This is a genomic window from Mycobacterium innocens, from assembly GCF_900566055.1.
Lineage (GTDB): Bacteria > Actinomycetota > Actinomycetes > Mycobacteriales > Mycobacteriaceae > Mycobacterium > Mycobacterium innocens.
In genome coordinates, this window is the sequence record NZ_UPHQ01000282.1 from 1 (window position 1) to 16,970 (window position 16,970).

Annotated in this window: 11 protein-coding genes and 2 pseudogenes; all 13 read right to left on the reverse strand. The window is 63.5% G+C overall.

Annotated features, from left to right (window positions below; all coding sequences use genetic code 11):
• Positions 1 to 538: pseudogene (locus tag EET03_RS27145) on the reverse strand (type VII secretion-associated serine protease); the annotation flags it as partial.
• The gene (eccD, locus tag EET03_RS27150) at positions 523 to 2,052 is read right to left on the reverse strand and encodes a type VII secretion integral membrane protein EccD (protein WP_099193856.1); all 1,530 of its coding nucleotides are present in this window, start codon (positions 2,050 to 2,052) and stop codon (positions 523 to 525) included. The pseudogene EET03_RS27145 and the gene eccD, both read right to left, overlap by 16 nt.
• Entirely contained in the window at positions 2,049 to 3,074 is a 1,026-nt protein-coding gene (locus EET03_RS27155; RefSeq protein WP_075544966.1) for a MinD/ParA family ATP-binding protein, read from the reverse strand. Before EET03_RS27155 ends, eccD begins: the two co-directional genes overlap by 4 nt.
• Before the next feature lie 91 nt (positions 3,075 to 3,165).
• On the reverse strand, positions 3,166 to 3,996 hold the full coding sequence (locus EET03_RS27160; protein WP_075544967.1) for an ESX secretion-associated protein EspG: 831 nt from the start codon (positions 3,994 to 3,996) through the stop codon (positions 3,166 to 3,168).
• A 126-nt stretch (positions 3,997 to 4,122) separates the two neighbouring features.
• Complete coding sequence (locus tag EET03_RS27165) at positions 4,123 to 4,410, reverse strand: WXG100 family type VII secretion target (protein ID WP_063469569.1); 288 nt, start codon at positions 4,408 to 4,410, stop codon at positions 4,123 to 4,125.
• Between the two features lie 47 nt (positions 4,411 to 4,457).
• On the reverse strand, positions 4,458 to 4,784 hold the full coding sequence (locus EET03_RS27170; protein ID WP_036418857.1) for a WXG100 family type VII secretion target: 327 nt from the start codon (positions 4,782 to 4,784) through the stop codon (positions 4,458 to 4,460).
• 89 nt (positions 4,785 to 4,873) lie between these two features.
• On the reverse strand, positions 4,874 to 6,097 hold the full coding sequence (locus EET03_RS27175) for a PPE family protein (RefSeq protein WP_063470851.1): 1,224 nt from the start codon (positions 6,095 to 6,097) through the stop codon (positions 4,874 to 4,876).
• Between the two features lie 6 nt (positions 6,098 to 6,103).
• Entirely contained in the window at positions 6,104 to 6,406 is a 303-nt protein-coding gene (locus EET03_RS27180; RefSeq protein ID WP_063470850.1) for a PE domain-containing protein, read from the reverse strand.
• Between the two features lie 518 nt (positions 6,407 to 6,924).
• Positions 6,925 to 7,434: an LppA family lipoprotein gene (locus tag EET03_RS27185; RefSeq protein WP_082274908.1), complete on the reverse strand. Its 510-nt coding sequence runs from the start codon at positions 7,432 to 7,434 to the stop codon at positions 6,925 to 6,927.
• A gap of 58 nt (positions 7,435 to 7,492) precedes the next feature.
• Positions 7,493 to 9,442: pseudogene (locus tag EET03_RS33305) on the reverse strand (putative alpha/beta hydrolase).
• 47 nt (positions 9,443 to 9,489) lie between these two features.
• Entirely contained in the window at positions 9,490 to 13,707 is a 4,218-nt protein-coding gene (eccCa, locus tag EET03_RS27195) for a type VII secretion protein EccCa (RefSeq protein WP_075544970.1), read from the reverse strand.
• Between the two features lie 4 nt (positions 13,708 to 13,711).
• On the reverse strand, positions 13,712 to 15,199 hold the full coding sequence (gene eccB, locus EET03_RS27200) for a type VII secretion protein EccB (RefSeq protein ID WP_075544971.1): 1,488 nt from the start codon (positions 15,197 to 15,199) through the stop codon (positions 13,712 to 13,714).
• A gap of 3 nt (positions 15,200 to 15,202) precedes the next feature.
• A complete protein-coding gene (locus EET03_RS27205; RefSeq protein WP_075544972.1) occupies positions 15,203 to 16,075 on the reverse strand; it encodes a transglycosylase in 873 nt (290 codons plus the stop codon).
• Positions 16,076 to 16,970 lie beyond the last annotated feature (895 nt).

The window sequence follows — 16,970 nt, forward strand, 5'->3', positions numbered from 1 at the left end:
CCGGCGTTTCCCCCGCCGGTGCGGCGATGACCGGCGGCGGCCCCACCGGCGGGGGAAACGCCGGAGTGGCCGGCATGGGCCGCGGCATGGGTGAAATACCTTGCGGCGCAGCGGCGATGATCGAGCTCACCACCGTGCCATGCGCGTCACAGTCGGACAAGCCGTCCTCGCCCATGATGTAGTCACCACCGGGAACCACCGGCAACCGCGGGCTGGGGGTGACGCCGGTGTCGATGACGGCGACGGCCACTCCGTTACCGGTGCTGTATTGCCACGCCTTACTGATGTTGAGCAGGTTGAACCCCGGTGCCAGCTGCGCCACGTCGGGGTTTTTCACGGTTATCGGGGCCGAACAGCTATTGGAGCGATGCATCGGTTGGTCGGGCCGGGGCGGTCCGTCTGGAGGTACCAGCGCGGGATCCACCGATGGTGGTGGGATGGCTTGCGCGGCGGGTAGGTCGGTCCAGATGCCCACCAGCGCGATAGCGGCGCTCGCCGCTGCGGCACGCAAGCACCGTCGGCTCAGTGACGAATCCATGCGAACAGCCCCCCCAGAGCCGCGGCCGCCGGCAAGAACACGATCATCGCCAGCACTTCCAGCCATTCCACGGTCAGCCGGATGAGCGGCCGGAACCGTAGCGCCGGCACCAAAAGCGCTGCGGCCAAACCCAATGCGGCAAACACCACCACCGCCAGGACAGGCCAGAAAAGTCCGGCCTGGACATCTCGTGGTGCTGCGACAGCGTACTTGACGACGCCCGCGCATACCGCAGCCGACGCTCCCAACACCAAGGCAACCGCTTGGTATTTCGCGGCGAATCCACGGCCCTGGGTGATGAAGATCCCTACTGCCAGACCGGCCACCAGAAGCGCCAACCAAGCCCACGGGCCCCCCGGCGTCAACACTCCCCACACCGCGACGGGAAGCACCAGCGACACCCCGGTGCACACACCTACCTGCACCGCATTCACCAGCCGCGCCGAAGCGGCGATCGCTGCGCCGCGCGCGGAGATGTCGGTGAGTTCGTTGTCTTCGTCCTCGGTGTCGTCCTCGCTGACCGGAGACACGGTGTCGACGGGCATCCCCTCTCGGCGCGCGAAAAGGTCGCGGCCCGTGATCGATCCGAAGTGCGGGGGCCGTACCCGCGCTACCCATAGCGCGATGGTGGGGGTCATCCTCAACAGAACCAGCAGGCCGACCAGCACCCAAATCGCCAGTACCTGCACCGAAGCCGGCCGGAACATCCGGATCACCGCCACCACGGCCAGGATCCCGGACACCGTCACCACGGTGGTGACAACCGCGGTCTGCCAACGCTTTTGGGTCACTACACCAATCGCGACCGCGCCGAGAAGTACCACGACGACTCCGATCAGCCCGTGCGGCGCTCCGAGCGAACCCGGCGGCGCACACGCACTGGCGACGGCCAGCAACACGACCGCCAGCCAGCCGAAGCCACTGAACAGGTCGCGCCGCTCCCGCCAGCCCCACCACACCACCGCTGCGCCTACCACCAGCAAGGCGCCGGTCCCACCAGCCACCGCAGCTGGAACCAGGCTGTCGGTGAAAGTTCGGGTCCGCAGCGCCAGTGCCACCACGACTCCAACCGCCATGGCGATGATGGCTATCGCCGTGTGGGCAGCTGTCAGTGGAGTTACCGGGGCAAACATCCGATCCCCGCCGTCACGGCCCAGCCACTTACCCATCGCCGCCAATCCCGTCGACAGGGACTCGTATTGCGGCTCGAACGACTCGCCGGCCACCCGCGGCACCAAGACCAGCGTGTCGCCGTCTTGAACCCCGAGCTCGTCGAGGCTTTTGTTGATGTCCAGTCGGACACCGTTGATCTTGTGCAGCTCGTAACTGCCCGCCGGTAGCGCAACACCGTCGAATCCTTTACGCTTCAGGTCAGCGTCGAACAGCTCGACCATTCCCTCGAAGAATCCCTCCACTGGAATTCCGGCGGGAAACACCTGGGAGCTCAGATGCTTGTCGTAGCAAATGTTGACCGCGCACCGTGCCGGGAATGCAACCTTATGTGGGGACGTCACGGCGCGGCCCGCTCGGCGTCGGGAACATATTTGTCGGCCAGGCCCGCGGTAATTTCAAAAAGCCGTAACCGCGACTTTTTCTTCAGCTCGTGGACCGTGTCGATAATCCCGCCTTTGGCCAGGTGCGGGTCAAACGGCATCGCTTCCACTGTTGCGCCGACCTTGGTAAACCGCTCAGTTAGGTACGCCAGCGCGTCTTTGTCGGTGATGTTGTCGGTGTGATTAATGATTACGGTGCTGCGGGAGACCAGCTCGTGATAGCCCTGCGACCTGAGGTAGTCCACCGCCCTCAGCACCGGCCGGGACCGGTCGGCGGTAATGCCGGAGACGAACACCAGGGTGTCGGTGTTCTGTAGCACCGGCTTCATGACATCGTGTTCGAGGTCGGGGGCGGTGTCGACGATGATGACGGTATGGGTTCGCCGTAGCCGGGACAACACCCCGGAGAACATTGCCGGAACCAGCGGTCGGGGTTGTTCTGAAGTGCGGTTTCCGGCCAATACGTCCAATCCCACGGTGTTTTGCCCGAGGTGTTCGCGGATGTCCGCGTAGCCCTGGACATCCGTGTCGTTGATGATGGCGGCGTAATCTCCGGGCGGCGACTCGTCGATGCGGTCGGCCAGCGTGCCGAAGCCGGGAACCGCGTCGATCGCAATCACGTTCTCCGGCCGGCATTCGCGGAACACACCGCCGATGCAGGCGGCCATCGTGGTTACCCCTACACCCCCTTTGCCGGAAACCACCGTGATCACGTATTGCCTACGAATATGCCTCCGGATACGCGCCTGTAAATCGCGGTAGTGTCGTTCCCGGGGCGATTCCCCCGGGTTAATTTTGTGAAACGACGCGGCATAAATGAATTTTCGCCAGCCCGACCCTGGAGGAATTTTCCGGGGCGCCGCCAGATCGGTAATACGCATGGTGTCGGATACCGAATCCCGAAAGTGGCGCCGAACTGATGGATCCCCCCGTCCGAGCGCTCCTTCGTCTGACATATTCGGGTCATTCCAAGGGCTTGTCACGACGGCGATGCTAACACGATTCGTGATTCCACGTTTACCTCGCGCAGTTGCCGCGCACCTGCGGCAACGCGCCATTCCGCGTCACTGTTATTCACACCACACGCCGGTAGGAGTACCACTCGTCACCGGCGGGCAAGCGGCGGATGAGGCGCTGCACCGCACCACCGATGTCGCCTCGCGAACCAGGCGAGAGCACTTGGTAGCGTCGCTGCCCCGCCATCACGCTTTCCACGCAGATGCGTCCGGCCGGGGTGTCGATGATGGTTACCGCGGTATCACCGATGAGGAGGCGCGCCGTCTTCTCTGGTCCGATACCAGCCTGTAGCCCCACAATTGCCGCGTGTGCAGACCGCGCCGGATCGGCGGCCATGGTTAGCATCTGCAACTGGTCGACGTCCAGGCGCTGGCTGACCAAGAAGGAACGCAGGCTGCCGGGGTCGCGTACCGATTCCAGCAACGCATCGGCATCCACGGTGACCGGCCGCAACGGCGCCGCTTCGGCGACGCCGCACAACTGTTCGATCTGACCCACGACAAGTTCAGCGGCCACCGTCTCGTTACTGGCCATGCCGGCGGGGTACAGCCGCATCAGTTTGCCATGGCGTTCTAGGACGACCCACCAGGTGGCGAAGCGGCAGATGGCTGCCCGCGTCGGCTCGCCGCCGGGCACGTTGATGAGCAGGAGTAACCCCAAGTCGCGTCGCAAGAGCACGGTGAGCCATTCGCGGATCATCGGATCGGCGTTGCCTGATTCGTCGAGCGCTCCCGCGGCTTTGAGATCGGCAGCGACCGGGTGCTGCAGTGCCCGTTCGGCAGTGTCGAGCCGCGGCAGCAACGGCCGCAGACCGAGTTCCGGGCAGATCTGTTCCACCCCGGTCACCGCTTGTAGCACCCACAGCCCGTCGACCGTCGTCGTCAGCATGGCGCCTTCACCTCAATGTAGAAACAGAAGGTGGGGCACACGCGCAGCATCGCGCGTATGCCCCACCCCACTTTGGGACCCACGTCGCCGCGGACACAGCTGGTACCGCTGGCGGAAGTGGTGGAACTAGAACAACCCCGAGATCGCCTGATCGGTTCCGAGCGCATTGTCCAGCACGTGGCTGGTCGTGGTTCCGTGCTGACCCACCGTCTCGATGAGACCCTGAAGCCCCGAAAGCATCTGTGCTTGTGCATCGAAGAACCCTTGCGCACCGTGGCCCGCGAAGAATTCCTGCAGCGCATTCGTCTTGTTGGAGGTGTCTTCGTGAATTTCGTGCAGCTGCCCGGCACGCGATCCCACGTCCGTAGCGAAATCGGATACGGCTGCCGGGTTATAAGTGATTTGATCTGCCATGATGAATTTCCTTCCGAAGCGGTATATGGACTAGAGGTAGCGGTAGGTCAGGACCCGTGGCCGCCGCCGAAGAGGGCTTGGAACGCGTGCTGCGAGTCCGCTTCGTGCGATTCCATCAGGGCCGCGGCCTGTGTCAGGCCTTCGGCCAGCCGGGTGCCTCCCGTCAGGACCTTGTTCAACTCGTTTGCGACCTCGGTAGCTGTTGCGTGGGAAGCAACCACGCCAGCACCAGACCAGGTCGCCGGGTTCATGACGTTCTCCTGGTTGGCCAGGTAGCCCTGGGCTATGGCCATCGCGTGCTCCATGTTGGCTTGAATGTCATGCGCGGTACTGCGCAGCATCTGCGGTGTGACTTGAATAGTGCCGTCTGCCATGGGGATTTTCTCCTAACTACGGTGAGCCGTTTCGCCCTTGTCTATCGGGCATGAAGCGAAGTGTATGGCTGCAATTTAGAGCTGTCGATTCACCCTCTGCGCCAGTTCGTGACATCGCGGTCGTCGACCACCCGCACGGTCGCCGGCTGCTCGGACTTGCCGTGCGATCCGCGGTGGCCTCCGGCAGCATGACCCACCGGCATGCCGCCCATGGGCGCGCCGCTCATCGTCGTTGTCGTCGGCGAACGTAAGGCTTCAGCGCCCAGCGCCCCGCTTGGCCGCAGACCCACCGGTCGACCGCTGCTTCCCGACTCAAACGCACTGACCGGACGGGTGAAGCTGGTAGCGGACATGCCAGCGCCGCCCAGAGAGGCGCTCCCGCCCCCGGCGCCAACCGACGCCTCGGTCACCGCGGCCCCCGCTGCGGCCGAAGCCGCCGAAGCCCCGGGCGCCGCGCCGCCCATGCCGAGAGCGCCGGGACTGGCGAACATGCCCATCATCGACTGCAAGGGCTGCAGGGCGCTCATCGGCGCCTGCATCAGCCCGGACGGAGCCTGCAAAGCTTGAGGAACCGCTTGCATCATCGACTGGACCGGTTGCATGAACGTGCCGATTTGGTTGCCAAAGTTCTCGCCGGCCGACGTTGACTGGCCGGCGGTGGATGTCCCCGCCTGCACCCCTTGATAGGCGGACCGCATACCGTCCCCAGCCGCGGCTTCCGCAGCGGCCTGCCCGACAGCCGAAGCCGCCTGGGCCGGTGCCGCCGGTGAGGCACCCATGGTCGCGACCGGTGGCGGAATGGCCAGGCTTTCCGCCAGACCCGCCAGGATCCCGCCGTAGGTTGCGCCCACCGCCGAGTTGTTGGGCCACATCACCCCGAAATACTCGACATCAAGCGAGATGATTCGGGGTGTCAGTGCCCCCCAGACAAGCGGATTGATGTGGTTGTCGACCGTCCACTCGTCACGGTTCTCCATGCACTCTGGAGCCGGGCGCATGGCACTGTTGGCCATCTCGAACGCCGCTATCGCCGCCGACACCACCGCCGGTTTGACGTCGACCCAGCCGGCTAAGCCGTGCAGGGAAGCATTGAGCATGGTCACGTTGAGCGCCGAGGCAGCCGAGCCGAGGCCAAGCCAGCTCGCCGCGGTCGCCGCGGTGTTGATCGCCGACGCAATACCTGAGGCGTGGTGACTGGCACCTACAGTGGTCCAAGCCGTTTGGTTAGCCACATGCGTGGAGATTCCGGTTCCTGCCTTGAGCAGCAGGTCATTGGCCTCAGGTGTACGCGCAGCCCATCCAGGATCGGGCATGCGGATTTAACCCAGCGCCGATGCCGCTGCGCGTGCCACCTCGGTGGAGTCGGACACCCCCGCCGCGAGGCCTTGGGCTCCTGCGAACAAACCGCGTTGGGCGGCATGCTCGGCGACCACACCCAGATAGCTGGCACCGCAGGCGTTCAGTGCCGCCGAAAACATCGCGGAGTCCGGATCGTCGCCCATCGGGGTCGTCCCGAGCAGGGCCGGTGCTGCCGCGGAGGCCGCGGCCTCGGTTTCGGCGCTGATCGCCGACTCCGCAGCTGCCGATGCCAGAACTGCCTCTGGTTGCACAGACCAAACCATGTTTACCCTCCGAATGTGGTCTCGCGATGAGACGTGTTGGTTGGTCAGTCTAGTGCGAGTCGCCGGATGATGTATTCATGAGTTGGCGCCAGGCATGATTTCCGGTTTTCGAGCTCGGCGGGCAAGCGCTGCATAGGTGCCGCCGCGGCAACTGCGGGCCGGTCTGAGTCCCACATTGACGATCCATAGTGGCCGTTGTGGTGGTCGGCCGGCTCCGGCTCACAAGATGCCGGTCGAGTCAGCCCAATTCGCGATCAATGGCCCGACGAAATACGCTGCAATACAAGATCGCAGCCCTACCTGTTGACCGGCGCACATGCCCCCGGAAGGCCGCCACCAGGACGACAGGCATTACGGCGGTCACCACGGCGCAGATAAGTGCAAAGAACGGAAGCGTCGGTGATCGAAGCGAGGACACCGATCGATGCGGCATACGCAGCCAGATGTAGTCCGCGGCGATCTCGAGACCGCCGATTAGCTTCTGGGCGCACGAGCTATCTCCCCGTTCCGCAAAACGACTACTTCTTGTCTCGCGGTAGTCTGCAGCCGGTATAGCCGGAGACTACGAGGTTGCCCCGATAGCCGACCTTGATGAATGTCCCGGTCGGACCGGAAAACCACACATCATGGTCGCCGGGCTGGTTCCGTATGACCTGGACGTTGGTGGCGCCGATTTTGACAGCGGCTACCCTGGCCGCCTCCACAATCTTGGTCCAGGCGAGGTCGGAGATCGACACCCGGACGGCAACTGCATCTGGCAGAAAATATCGCTTGCCGTCAGTTTGTTCGTAAGGTTGCTGGCAATTACCGGTAGAGCCTTCGTCAAGCGTTTCCCAGGTGATCGACGGAATAATCTTGCTTGCAGCCGCGGTGATCTCGTTCATGACGTCCTGCACCTGAACTTTGGTTTCCTCGAAGGAGGGCAAGGCCTTGAGTTCAGCGAGAGCCTGAGCTGCCGCGCTCGGCGGGGTCGGTGTATCTGGATTTTCCACGTGACATCGTGTTGCTGCTAGCGCGATTGCGGTCATCACGGCGCATAGAAGGCCGTTGCATCCCCGGTCGAGGTGTGTGTTCATCTGGCCGTATTCACCGGATAGCCTTGTCGCCCAGGCCCGTAACTATCGCAGCGACGTTGTACCTGGTGGTGCGGGGCAGGTTGTTGTTGCCCTGGCGTGGGTAGTCGCTATGCCCGTGCGCTCCCTCCAAACTCAGAGTCCCGCCGTGCCCATCGGACACGGTGGCCGGACCAGTGGCCAGGTGAGTGAGTTCGGATCAGTGGCCGGATTGGGTCCGAAGTCTCCCGTGCCGGTGGCGTCGGCGCCGAACCCGAGAAGCTGAGCCAGCCCGGATGGCAGGTTGTGCACGATGGCTTTGCTGTCGTAGGTCCACTGGATCGGATCGTCAGGGGTTTCCATGGCGTAGACATGTCCGGTGTTCAGATGCAGTTGCTGCGGCGTGGACGCTTCGATTCCTGGCGAGCCGTACAAGAGGGCGTCGCTGACGCCGTGATTGCCGGGTTCTTGTGGGGCCAGCCCTGTAGTCAGCAAGCCGTAGGGGTGCCCGATCGCCGTCAGATGAGCGAGGGCGCCTTGGTGAGCAACACCCAACCCGTCATAAAAGCGGGCCAAATCGTGAGCGCCGGCCTTTGCGACGTCGTCGTGGCTGACACCCCAGATTCCCGCAATAGCAGCACCGACATCATCTCAGCCGGGAACCTGCGGTGCGTCGTAGCCAATCCACGCAATCGCTGACACCGAATCGTGCTCGTGTCCCTGGGTGAACCTCAATTGCCGCAGAGCCTCAGTCCTGAGGTTCGTCGCTTCCTCAGTCATGCCGCCGATACTGCCGTGCACGGTGGTGTTCAGCCCTGGCGCGGTCACCGATACGTGCGTGGCCATGTCAGGGTCTCCGACCGCGATGGCCGCCCTGGCCTGACGGCCGTTCTTGGTGTCTAGAAGCAGCAGTTTCCTATCTGGACTGTCCTTGACGGCTCGATCGACCGCCTGTAGATCCGGCAGGTACTTGGCTTGGTTTCGCGCAGTGTCATATTGTCGTTGCCAGGCCTCGTAGGCGAGGCGATCGTCGAAAATTGCACCCGGCGTGTTGGGGTGAGGGATGTTCTTCCCCGCCGCCCAGTCAGGGTGCTGGGCCCGCAATGCGTCGGCCTGGGCACGGCGGATTGGGAGCGCCTCAGTTCGTCGGCAAGCGCTAGCCGGTTGTAGTGGTCCGATCGACTGCTGGCATCCCATCATGGTTGCCGACGTTGTGGTCTTGGCTATAGAGCCAGTCTCTTTGTTCCGGAGTCAGCCGCCCCCACAGATCGGCGAACTGCCTGGGGTCTTCCGGCAACGGCTGCGACAGCGCGGGACGATCCGGGGGCGGTTCAGGTAGGGCCGGCTCTTGCGGGGCGTCCAGCGCTTGGATGGCCGCCGGGTCGTACCCTCCGTACGGAGTTTGGCCAGTGATCGCTGCAGAATGTCTGAGTAGCCGTTGCGCAGTGACTCCAGCTGGCCCAGAGCGGCCCGAGTGTCTTCAATTGCTTGCTTGCCCTTCAAGAGCAGAGATCAGTGCGTCGAGTGCGGATAAGTCAGCGGCTGTGAGATGGATGTTTTTCTCAAGCTCCAGGGTTTGCCCGATTTGGTTGTCAAGCTGCTGCAGATGAGCCTCCGACGTAGAGATCTGTCCGACAGCAGATCGCTGTGCCTCGGTCAAAGCGGCCGCGACGTTTTCCAAGTCCGCCCCGATTTTGGGCAGTTGCAGTGATTGAGCACCCAGCGACTGGATTAGCCGCTGCACGCCGGCGGAGTCGTTGATTGGGTGGTCGCCGTCTTCCCGGTTCCACGCCGCTTCGAAGCGGCGACGTGCGTCGGCGAATGCGGCGTCCGCCTCGGCGGTGCAACGGCCCGCGTCGTGAAATGCTTGCCCCAGAGCGGAAATCTGCGCCGGACGACCAAACTGGAGACTGTTGTTAATCGCCCAGGGGCCGCCGCCGGCCTCGGCGATCAGCAGCGGAATGCGTATGTACCGGAGCTGCATCGCGCCGTCTGCGACTCTGGAACGCTGCCTTCCATCCTGATTGGCTCTTACCGTGCGGCCAGCGTCGACGGGATCCCGACCAACACTCCTTCGACGGCGTCATCGGTATCCACCAAAATAGCGCGTCCGGGCGGTAACGCTTGCGCACGAACCATTCGGTTGATTCTGTTCTGCGGATCGTTGTCCATATACAGCTGGGCCACTTTCGCTGACGTTTGGAATCTCATCCACGGGTCCATCGGCATGGTCGCCCAGTTCGCGCTGTTGCGTGTGGTGAACACGTGCAACCCGATCTGGCGGGCGCGCTCCATCAGCTTCCACAGCGCCGCACCCACCGGCGGCTTCTGCGGGTAAGTCTGTTCCTTGCGCAGATCCTGGAGGTCGTCGATGAGCACGAAATGCCGACACCCTTCCCACGGCTTGAGCGCGCGCAACTCTTCCTGGCTCAAGCCCTTGGGAGGCAATCGGGGCAGTAGGACCTGTTGGGCCAGCACGGTGATGACCTCGTCGATCTCGTCTTGGTCATAGGCGTATGCCCGCACATAGCCGGGGCCATGCAAGTCGCGAAGACCATGCGGGGCGGTCTTGGGGTCGATCAGCGTCAGCTGGGCTTCTTCCGGGCTGAACCGGCTCATCACCGCCTCACCGATGGCTACCAGCGCGGTGGTCTTGCCGCAGCCCTGGCGGCCCAGGATCATCAGCCCGGGGCTCTCCCGCAGCTTGAGCGGCACCGGGCCCAGCTGGTGCCGCTCGCCGATCGCAAACGCAATCGTGAGGTCGTCGCCGCTGGGGTGCGCGGCCTCGTACTCGAGGATGGCCTTCAGTTCGACCCGCTGCGGCAGCCGCTGCAGGCTCGCGTGCTTCGTCACGCCGGCGACTTCGGCGATTCGTTCCCCGACTTCGGTGATGTTGACCAGCTCGCCGGTGGCAGGATCGGCCAGCGCCGGAACACCGACGCGTAGCTCGTGCAAACTCTCCGTCAAACCGAAACCGGGGCGGTTGAGTGTCCGCCGTGCGGCCTCGCGCGACTCGATCGACGAATGCCCCATTTGGCTCTCGCTGGGGTCGGCCAGCCGCAACTGGATTCGCGCAGTGACGTTTTGCAGCAGGCTTTGCCGCTGGCCATGGATCCAGCCGCCCGCGCTGACCATCAGGTGCACACCATATTCCGGACCGCGGCTGCTCAGCGCGATGATGCGATCACCGATGGTGTTGTCCCGGGAGTACAAATCGTCGTAATCGTCGAGCACCACGAAGACATCGCCGAACATGTCGTTGGGGTCGGTGCCGCCGATCCCGTCACTGCCCGGGCCGAAGCGGCGCTCGCGGAATCCGTCGAGATCAATTCTGGCCCGCCGAAACGCCTCTTCGCGCGAATCGATCAGTGCGTCCATGGTGCTCAAGATGCGCTCGATGCCTTCGGCATCCTTGGGCGAGACGATGTCGGTGACATGCGGTAGCGAAGCGACCTGAGCCATAGTGGCCCCGCCGATGCAGAAGAACGTCACCCGCGCCGGGCTGTACATCGTTGCGGCCGAAGCCATTAGTGTCATCAAGGTGGTCGTCTTGCCGCGCTGCTTGGCGCCGACCACGATGATGTTGCTGCGCAGCGCGTCGATCGCATACACGACCTGTTTGGATTCTTCGGGGATGTCCATGACGCCGACCGGAAACATCAGCCCCGGGTTGTCCCCGTAGTCGACATGCCATGGCTTGCCGCGATATCCAGCCACCAGGACATCAACCGGTTCGGCGTCTTCCAGTGGCTCCAACCACGGCCGTCGCGGCGATCGGTGCGGAACGGTACGTAGCGATTCACGCAACACGTCGACAATCTTCTTCTTCTTGAATCCGTCGTCGTGATAGAGGAATTCCTCGGGTTCCGCATCGGCGGCGGCCGCCACCTCCAATGCCTCGGCGTCGGATGGGTCCAGCGGCTGGTACTGCCAGTTGTACAGTCGGGGCTTGGTCAACGTCATGTCGATGGTTTTGGCCACTTCTTTTTTCTTCGGCACGACGAACGGCGCGGACAGGTAGAAGCAGCGGAACGGCTCGAGGTCGCGTGGCCCCACCTTCAGCAGCGCAAAACCGTTCTCCTTGGACGGCAGATGGTACGCCGCATCCGAACCGATCACTTCCCGGCTGTCATCGCCGGATTCGGCTCGCAGTGCGATGCGAAATGCGATGTTGGACTTGACTTTCTGCAGCGACGACAGATCCAGCCGCTGTCCGCCCAACATGAAGAAGACGTTGGCGCCGCGGCCCTCCTGACCGATATGGATGATCAGCTGGATCCACTTCTCGTGGTTGGCGAACAACTCCAGATATTCGTCGACGATGACGAGCAAGACCGGTACCGGCGGCAGATCGCGACCGGCAAGGCGTATCTCTTCGTAGTCGTTGGCATCGCGCGCACCCACCGACGTGAACAGCTCATAACGCTGTTTGATCTCGCCGTCGATGACCCTGCGCATACGTTCCGCCAGATGGCGCTCGTCCTTACCGAGGTTGGACAGAGCGGCAACCACATGCGGAATACCCAGGATGTCTTGGGCCGCAGATTCGAACTTCATGTCGACGAAGATGACGTTGAACGTCTCCGGTGAGTGTGTCAGCGCGATCCCGTAAACCAATGACAAAAAGAACTCGGACTTGCCCGAACCGCTGGTACCGATGACTACCGAATGAAACCCGAAGCCGCCGAAGTCTTTTGCGCGGATGATAACGTTCTGCAGCTCGCCGTTCGGTTTGGCGCCGACCGGGATCTCCGACCATCGTTCGTCGCCGCGGCCGCGGCGCTCGGACCACAACCTATCGACATCCAATTCTCGTGGGTCGCTGATTCCGAGTGCCCGCAGTAGCTCGGCGGCGCCGCTGGTCAAATCGGCGATCTCGCTGCGGCTTGTCGGCGACCACCGCGCCATCGCGCGCGCATATCGGTAGGCGCGATGGATGGACAGCTGGTCGGCGTGGGCAAAGAACTTGCCGCGTGCCCGCAGCAGCGGTGTAGGGCGGGCGTCGTCGTCCTCGACTTCGGAGCCATCAGAGCCATTTGTGCCTGGTCTGAGGGCTACGGAACCGCTTGTCGCGCTATCTCGTTCAGCCATCTCGAAAACCTGGTCGTCGCTGAATCCAACCCCGGTGCCCACCCGCGACGCGATACGCAGCACCGTAATACCGGCCTTGCCGACCTGCCCGACGACACTCTCCCACGCATCAGGGCTGCCGGTGTTGTCGTCAACAATCACCAAGTGCGGTCCCAAATCCACCGCGTTTGCGCCTTGGCCGGTTTCCAGCGCGGAGCCCATTGCCGTTGGGCTGGCCGCCGTCGGCGGCGCCCACGCGCCGCGCTTTCCCTTCATGTGCAGCTCGGCGCCTAGCGTCGCCTCCAGCTCTTCGGGGGTGGCGAAGATCAACCGCCGCCATCCACACGCATCGAACAGCTCGTCGTGCAGGTTGTGCGGCAGCCACACCATCCATGACCACACCTCGGGGTTACGCGTCACCACCATCAGCTTGACGTCGCGCGGGTTGTGAAACACCGCCAGCGAGCACAGCATCGAGCGCATCAGCGATCGCACCCGATCCAAGTCTTCACTGACGAAACTGAAGCCCGGTGCCGAGCGTAGATTCACCACCTTGGCGATATCGCGAATCTTGCGCTGTTCCAAGATGAAATCTCGCAACGCCTGTCCGGTAACGGGTTCGAGTTCCTCCTCGGAGGAGATGTCAGGCCAGGTCACCGACAACACTGAATCGGGTGCATGCTGCACGCCGGTGCCCAGTCGCACCTCCAGGAAATCGACGTCGCCGCGGCCGCGTTCCCACATTCGGGGTCCGCCGATGATGGCGCCCAAACCGCGCGGATCGGAGTGCACCGCATGCTGCCACGAGCGTTGCGCGCAGACGGCTTCCTGGATCTCGTCACGGATGACGTCGAGGTCGCGAAGATAGCGGCGGCGACCCTTTTCCATTTCGCCCCAGGTGATCTTGCGGGCCCGGCCGAATCGACCGGAAAACGCCAGCATGCTGAACGCGCCGATGCCCATCAGCGGAAAGAATCCGGTTGACAGACTGCGCACACCCGACACATACAGCATGACGATGGTGCCGATCAGCGCCACGATCAGCGCTGGTACGCCGATCATCACCCAGATGTTGCGCGGTTCGCGTTCTGGTAGCGCTATCGGAGCATTGGGCGCAACCCGAACCGGTTTCGGCGGCTGGATCTTGGCACGGTTGATGGGAAATGCTTTCTTCGACATCCTGCTAGCCGCCCGCTTTCGCTGTCGTCGTCATCACGGCCACCTGGCCCAGCGTCGGCACCGTGTCGCGAGCCAAAAGCGCACCCTCGCGTGACAATGCCGGTCCCGCTGCGAAGGTCCGCAGCAGTGGCCACGGTGCCTGCACGGCGTGAGATGGGTCCAGTCCCAGTGCGCGCAGCGTCGATTCATCGTTGGCGATTCCGAATCGCACACCGTTGGCTGACACCCAGAACAACGATTCCCGCGAATCGGCGGTGACCACAGCGCTGGTCGAGGTTACGAAGTCCGCCGCACCCGGCAACACCAGAACCTGGTTGGCAACCACCGACGCCGGGTTGCGGTCGTCACGCACCAATCGCACGACCCGGTTGTCCATCGACGAGGGAACGGGCAAGCCCCGGCCGTTGTAGACGGCGATGCGGGCCTGCGGATCCGTCGACGCCTTCTCCCAAGAAACACAGGTGGTCGGATTCGCCGCGGTGTCAACGAAGTTCACCCGCCCGGTCGGGTAGTACTCCACCGGCAACGAGGTCACCTGAGGTGTGTTGACGAGTACGTCGGGAGTCACCAGTCGCGGCGCCGTCGATCCATAGGAGTTGGCGCTGCGCAGCAGATCGGCCACAAAGCTATTGATCTTTTGCACGCCGTCCGGCAGCAGTACGTAGAACTGGCTTCCTCCGCCGGCGGTTTGGGCTTGCAACACCGCACCAACCTGGGATCCCTGCACCCACTTCGACGGGGATCCTGCCTCGGGTACCTGCGGCACCCGCAGCGGCTCGGTCGCCGGTAGCCCGTCGAACAGCGCGCGCGAGATCTCCACCGGCATCGTCACCGCGGGGTCGAGTCCCAGACTCAAGGTGACCGCCCTATTGGCCGGATCGATCTGTGAGCGCTTGCCTCCCCAGATCACATAGGTGCTGCCCTCGAAGGTGACCAGCAATCCGGAGTCATCGCGGAGCGGCGTCGCCCGGCCGCCGCCAGTGAGCGTGCCCGCGATCGAGGTCACCACCGGCTTGTCGCCGCTGCGTGGCCGGCCGGCGGTATCGCACACCGCCCACGCCGAGATGGCGCCCAGGTTTACCGGCATCGCCGGGGGCGCGCCCGGAATGCCGATCAGCGGACCGGTCGGATACTTGGCAATCTCAGCCGGTTTGACCCATGTCGGCTGCCCGGCCGTCCCGGTTGCCAACCGCGCGGACGTGAAATTCAGCGCTGGATATAGCCGACCGTCGATACGCGCATAGATGGCGCCGGAATCGCGGTCACCGATGATCGCTGAGTCTCCCACGATGCCAGTGGGTTTCAGCACATTGAGCAGCATCATCCATCCTGCTGCGATGGCGACCAACACCACCGACAACGCGAGCGCAGCAGTTTGTTTGCGATCGTCATGTTTCATCCGCACCGAGAAGCGGGTCGTCGCCGCGCGCAGCCGCCGGTTGTAGAACAGGTGACCGGAATTCTGGTCGCGGTTGGACAAACTCAACGGCATTTCTCAGTACCCCTTGGGTGTTCGGCGAGGATCGGCCTGCTGGATCCGAACGGCCAAATTCGACGCATCGGCGGCCACGCCGTAGTGGCCGCGCGCATAGTTGATGAACGCGCACGCCTGGGCTACCAGGTCATGGATGTCGGTCGACGTTGCGGGCTGGTGATACCTCGCGAACGTCGGTGCGATGAACTGCCAAGCGCCCTTGCTGGGCGTGCCCCTTGCAGCGTTGGAATCCCAGTGGTTTTCGGCGTCGGCGTTGTAGTTGGACTCGCGCTGCGCCACCAGATCCATTCCACGGGTCCACCTGGCGCGTGCAACGGGATCGTGAATACCCTTGATGTCCAAAGCTTCCTGAATTGCAGCCAATACCGCTCGGCGGCCGGTGGGTGTGGTTTCGTAATGCCTTCTTCTTGGTGCCCGTAGGTAGTGCAGCCGCCGCAGCCGCAGTGCATGTAGCCGTGCCCGCGCTTTGGACCGCGCGATGTGTCGATGCTGGGCGCGTAGCCGTACCACCATTCGGGCCATCGCCTCGCGCCGGCCCAGCGGAGTGTCCACGGACGGCATGGCATCGGCCTTCGCAGCGTCCAGGACCGTGCGCGTCACGGTGCTGGCGTGCGCGTGATCGGCGTGGGCTGCTGCGGCGATCAGCGCCAGCTCCGCATCGGTGTCGGTCAATCGGCGCAGCACCCGCACCGAGGTATCGGACCGGTGTGCCGCGACGGTGGGTTGGGCTACCGTCGCCTGCGCTATCGCGTCGGCGTGGGCCTGGACGTGCGCTGGGGCGCCGCCGATGTCGGCGGGTGTGGAGCGGCGCGCGAAGAGGCGATGGCCGCGGGATAACGACGCGATTGCCCGCGTGGTCACGGGATCAGTCAACGATTCTCCTGTGTCCGAGACTAACCGAGCTCGCGTGGCCGACGAGAGGCTCCTGCTCCGTCGCCGCCAAGACCGAAACCCGTTTCTGCGAAAACGCTGTCAAATACGCCGAGTGCCGATCCGCCGGTTCGCCCGTCGCGACCGCGCACACGGGGTCTGGAAAAACCATTGAGCCACTACTCCCACAACTTCTGGTCAGCGAACGCCCACGCCAGGCTGACGGCATCCAACAGAATGCCCGAAACGTCGGCTCGCTCGTGTAGAGCAGGGTAGCGTCAAAGCAACCCTCCGCGCCATTCGATCGAGCCGGCGGAGGTGGCGTAATGGCGTCACGGCCATGACATTAATTCGGCTACGACGGCCCGACTACTCACTCGGTGCGCGGTAAATTACGGTTTGCTGTGTCCCTGGAATTGACTGGGCGATTCGATTCCATCGTTGGATGCCTTTGGACGTGTCGTATTTGTTGCGACCGCGGGTTTTGGATTGCTGGCCCTCGGAGACTCGTGGTGGCCATTCGGCGGATGCCAGACTGTTGGGCAACTGGCCGCCACTGAAGACGCCGGCGATGGGTGCTCGCTCAAGACCCGTAGGTTTAGGACCAGCGCGATGCCCGGCGCGGCGAATGAAAGCAGGACGATTGCCAGTCTGCTTGGGGTGTTGAACCACAATAGCCCTTGGTCGTATGCAGGTCATCTTTCCGTCACCATGGTTGCCTTGGCCGCGAATTCGGCACGAGGTTCAAGCACACAAGCGACTCGCCATCTGTGAACCATCCCGGGTTTCATGCACACCTCGTTACGTGTGACCGGTGTGCTGCCCGATCTGTTGTTGAGCGTAGTACTCGGCCTCGACTTCGGCTGGTGGGCGTCGTTCGAGGCGGTGCATCAGCCTG

Coding starts and splice junctions, on each gene's coding strand:
- eccB (WP_075544971.1), bottom strand. CDS start 15,199: ATGCCGTTGAGTTTGTCCAACCGCGACCAGAATTCCGGTCACCTGTTC.
- EET03_RS27175 (WP_063470851.1), bottom strand. CDS start 6,097: ATGCCCGATCCTGGATGGGCTGCGCGTACACCTGAGGCCAATGACCTG.
- EET03_RS27185 (WP_082274908.1), bottom strand. CDS start 7,434: ATGACCGCAATCGCGCTAGCAGCAACACGATGTCACGTGGAAAATCCA.
- EET03_RS27165 (WP_063469569.1), bottom strand. CDS start 4,410: ATGGCAGATCAAATCACTTATAACCCGGCAGCCGTATCCGATTTCGCT.
- eccCa (WP_075544970.1), bottom strand. CDS start 13,707: ATGTCGAAGAAAGCATTTCCCATCAACCGTGCCAAGATCCAGCCGCCG.
- EET03_RS27160 (WP_075544967.1), bottom strand. CDS start 3,996: ATGCTGACGACGACGGTCGACGGGCTGTGGGTGCTACAAGCGGTGACC.
- EET03_RS27170 (WP_036418857.1), bottom strand. CDS start 4,784: ATGGCAGACGGCACTATTCAAGTCACACCGCAGATGCTGCGCAGTACC.
- EET03_RS27180 (WP_063470850.1), bottom strand. CDS start 6,406: ATGGTTTGGTCTGTGCAACCAGAGGCAGTTCTGGCATCGGCAGCTGCG.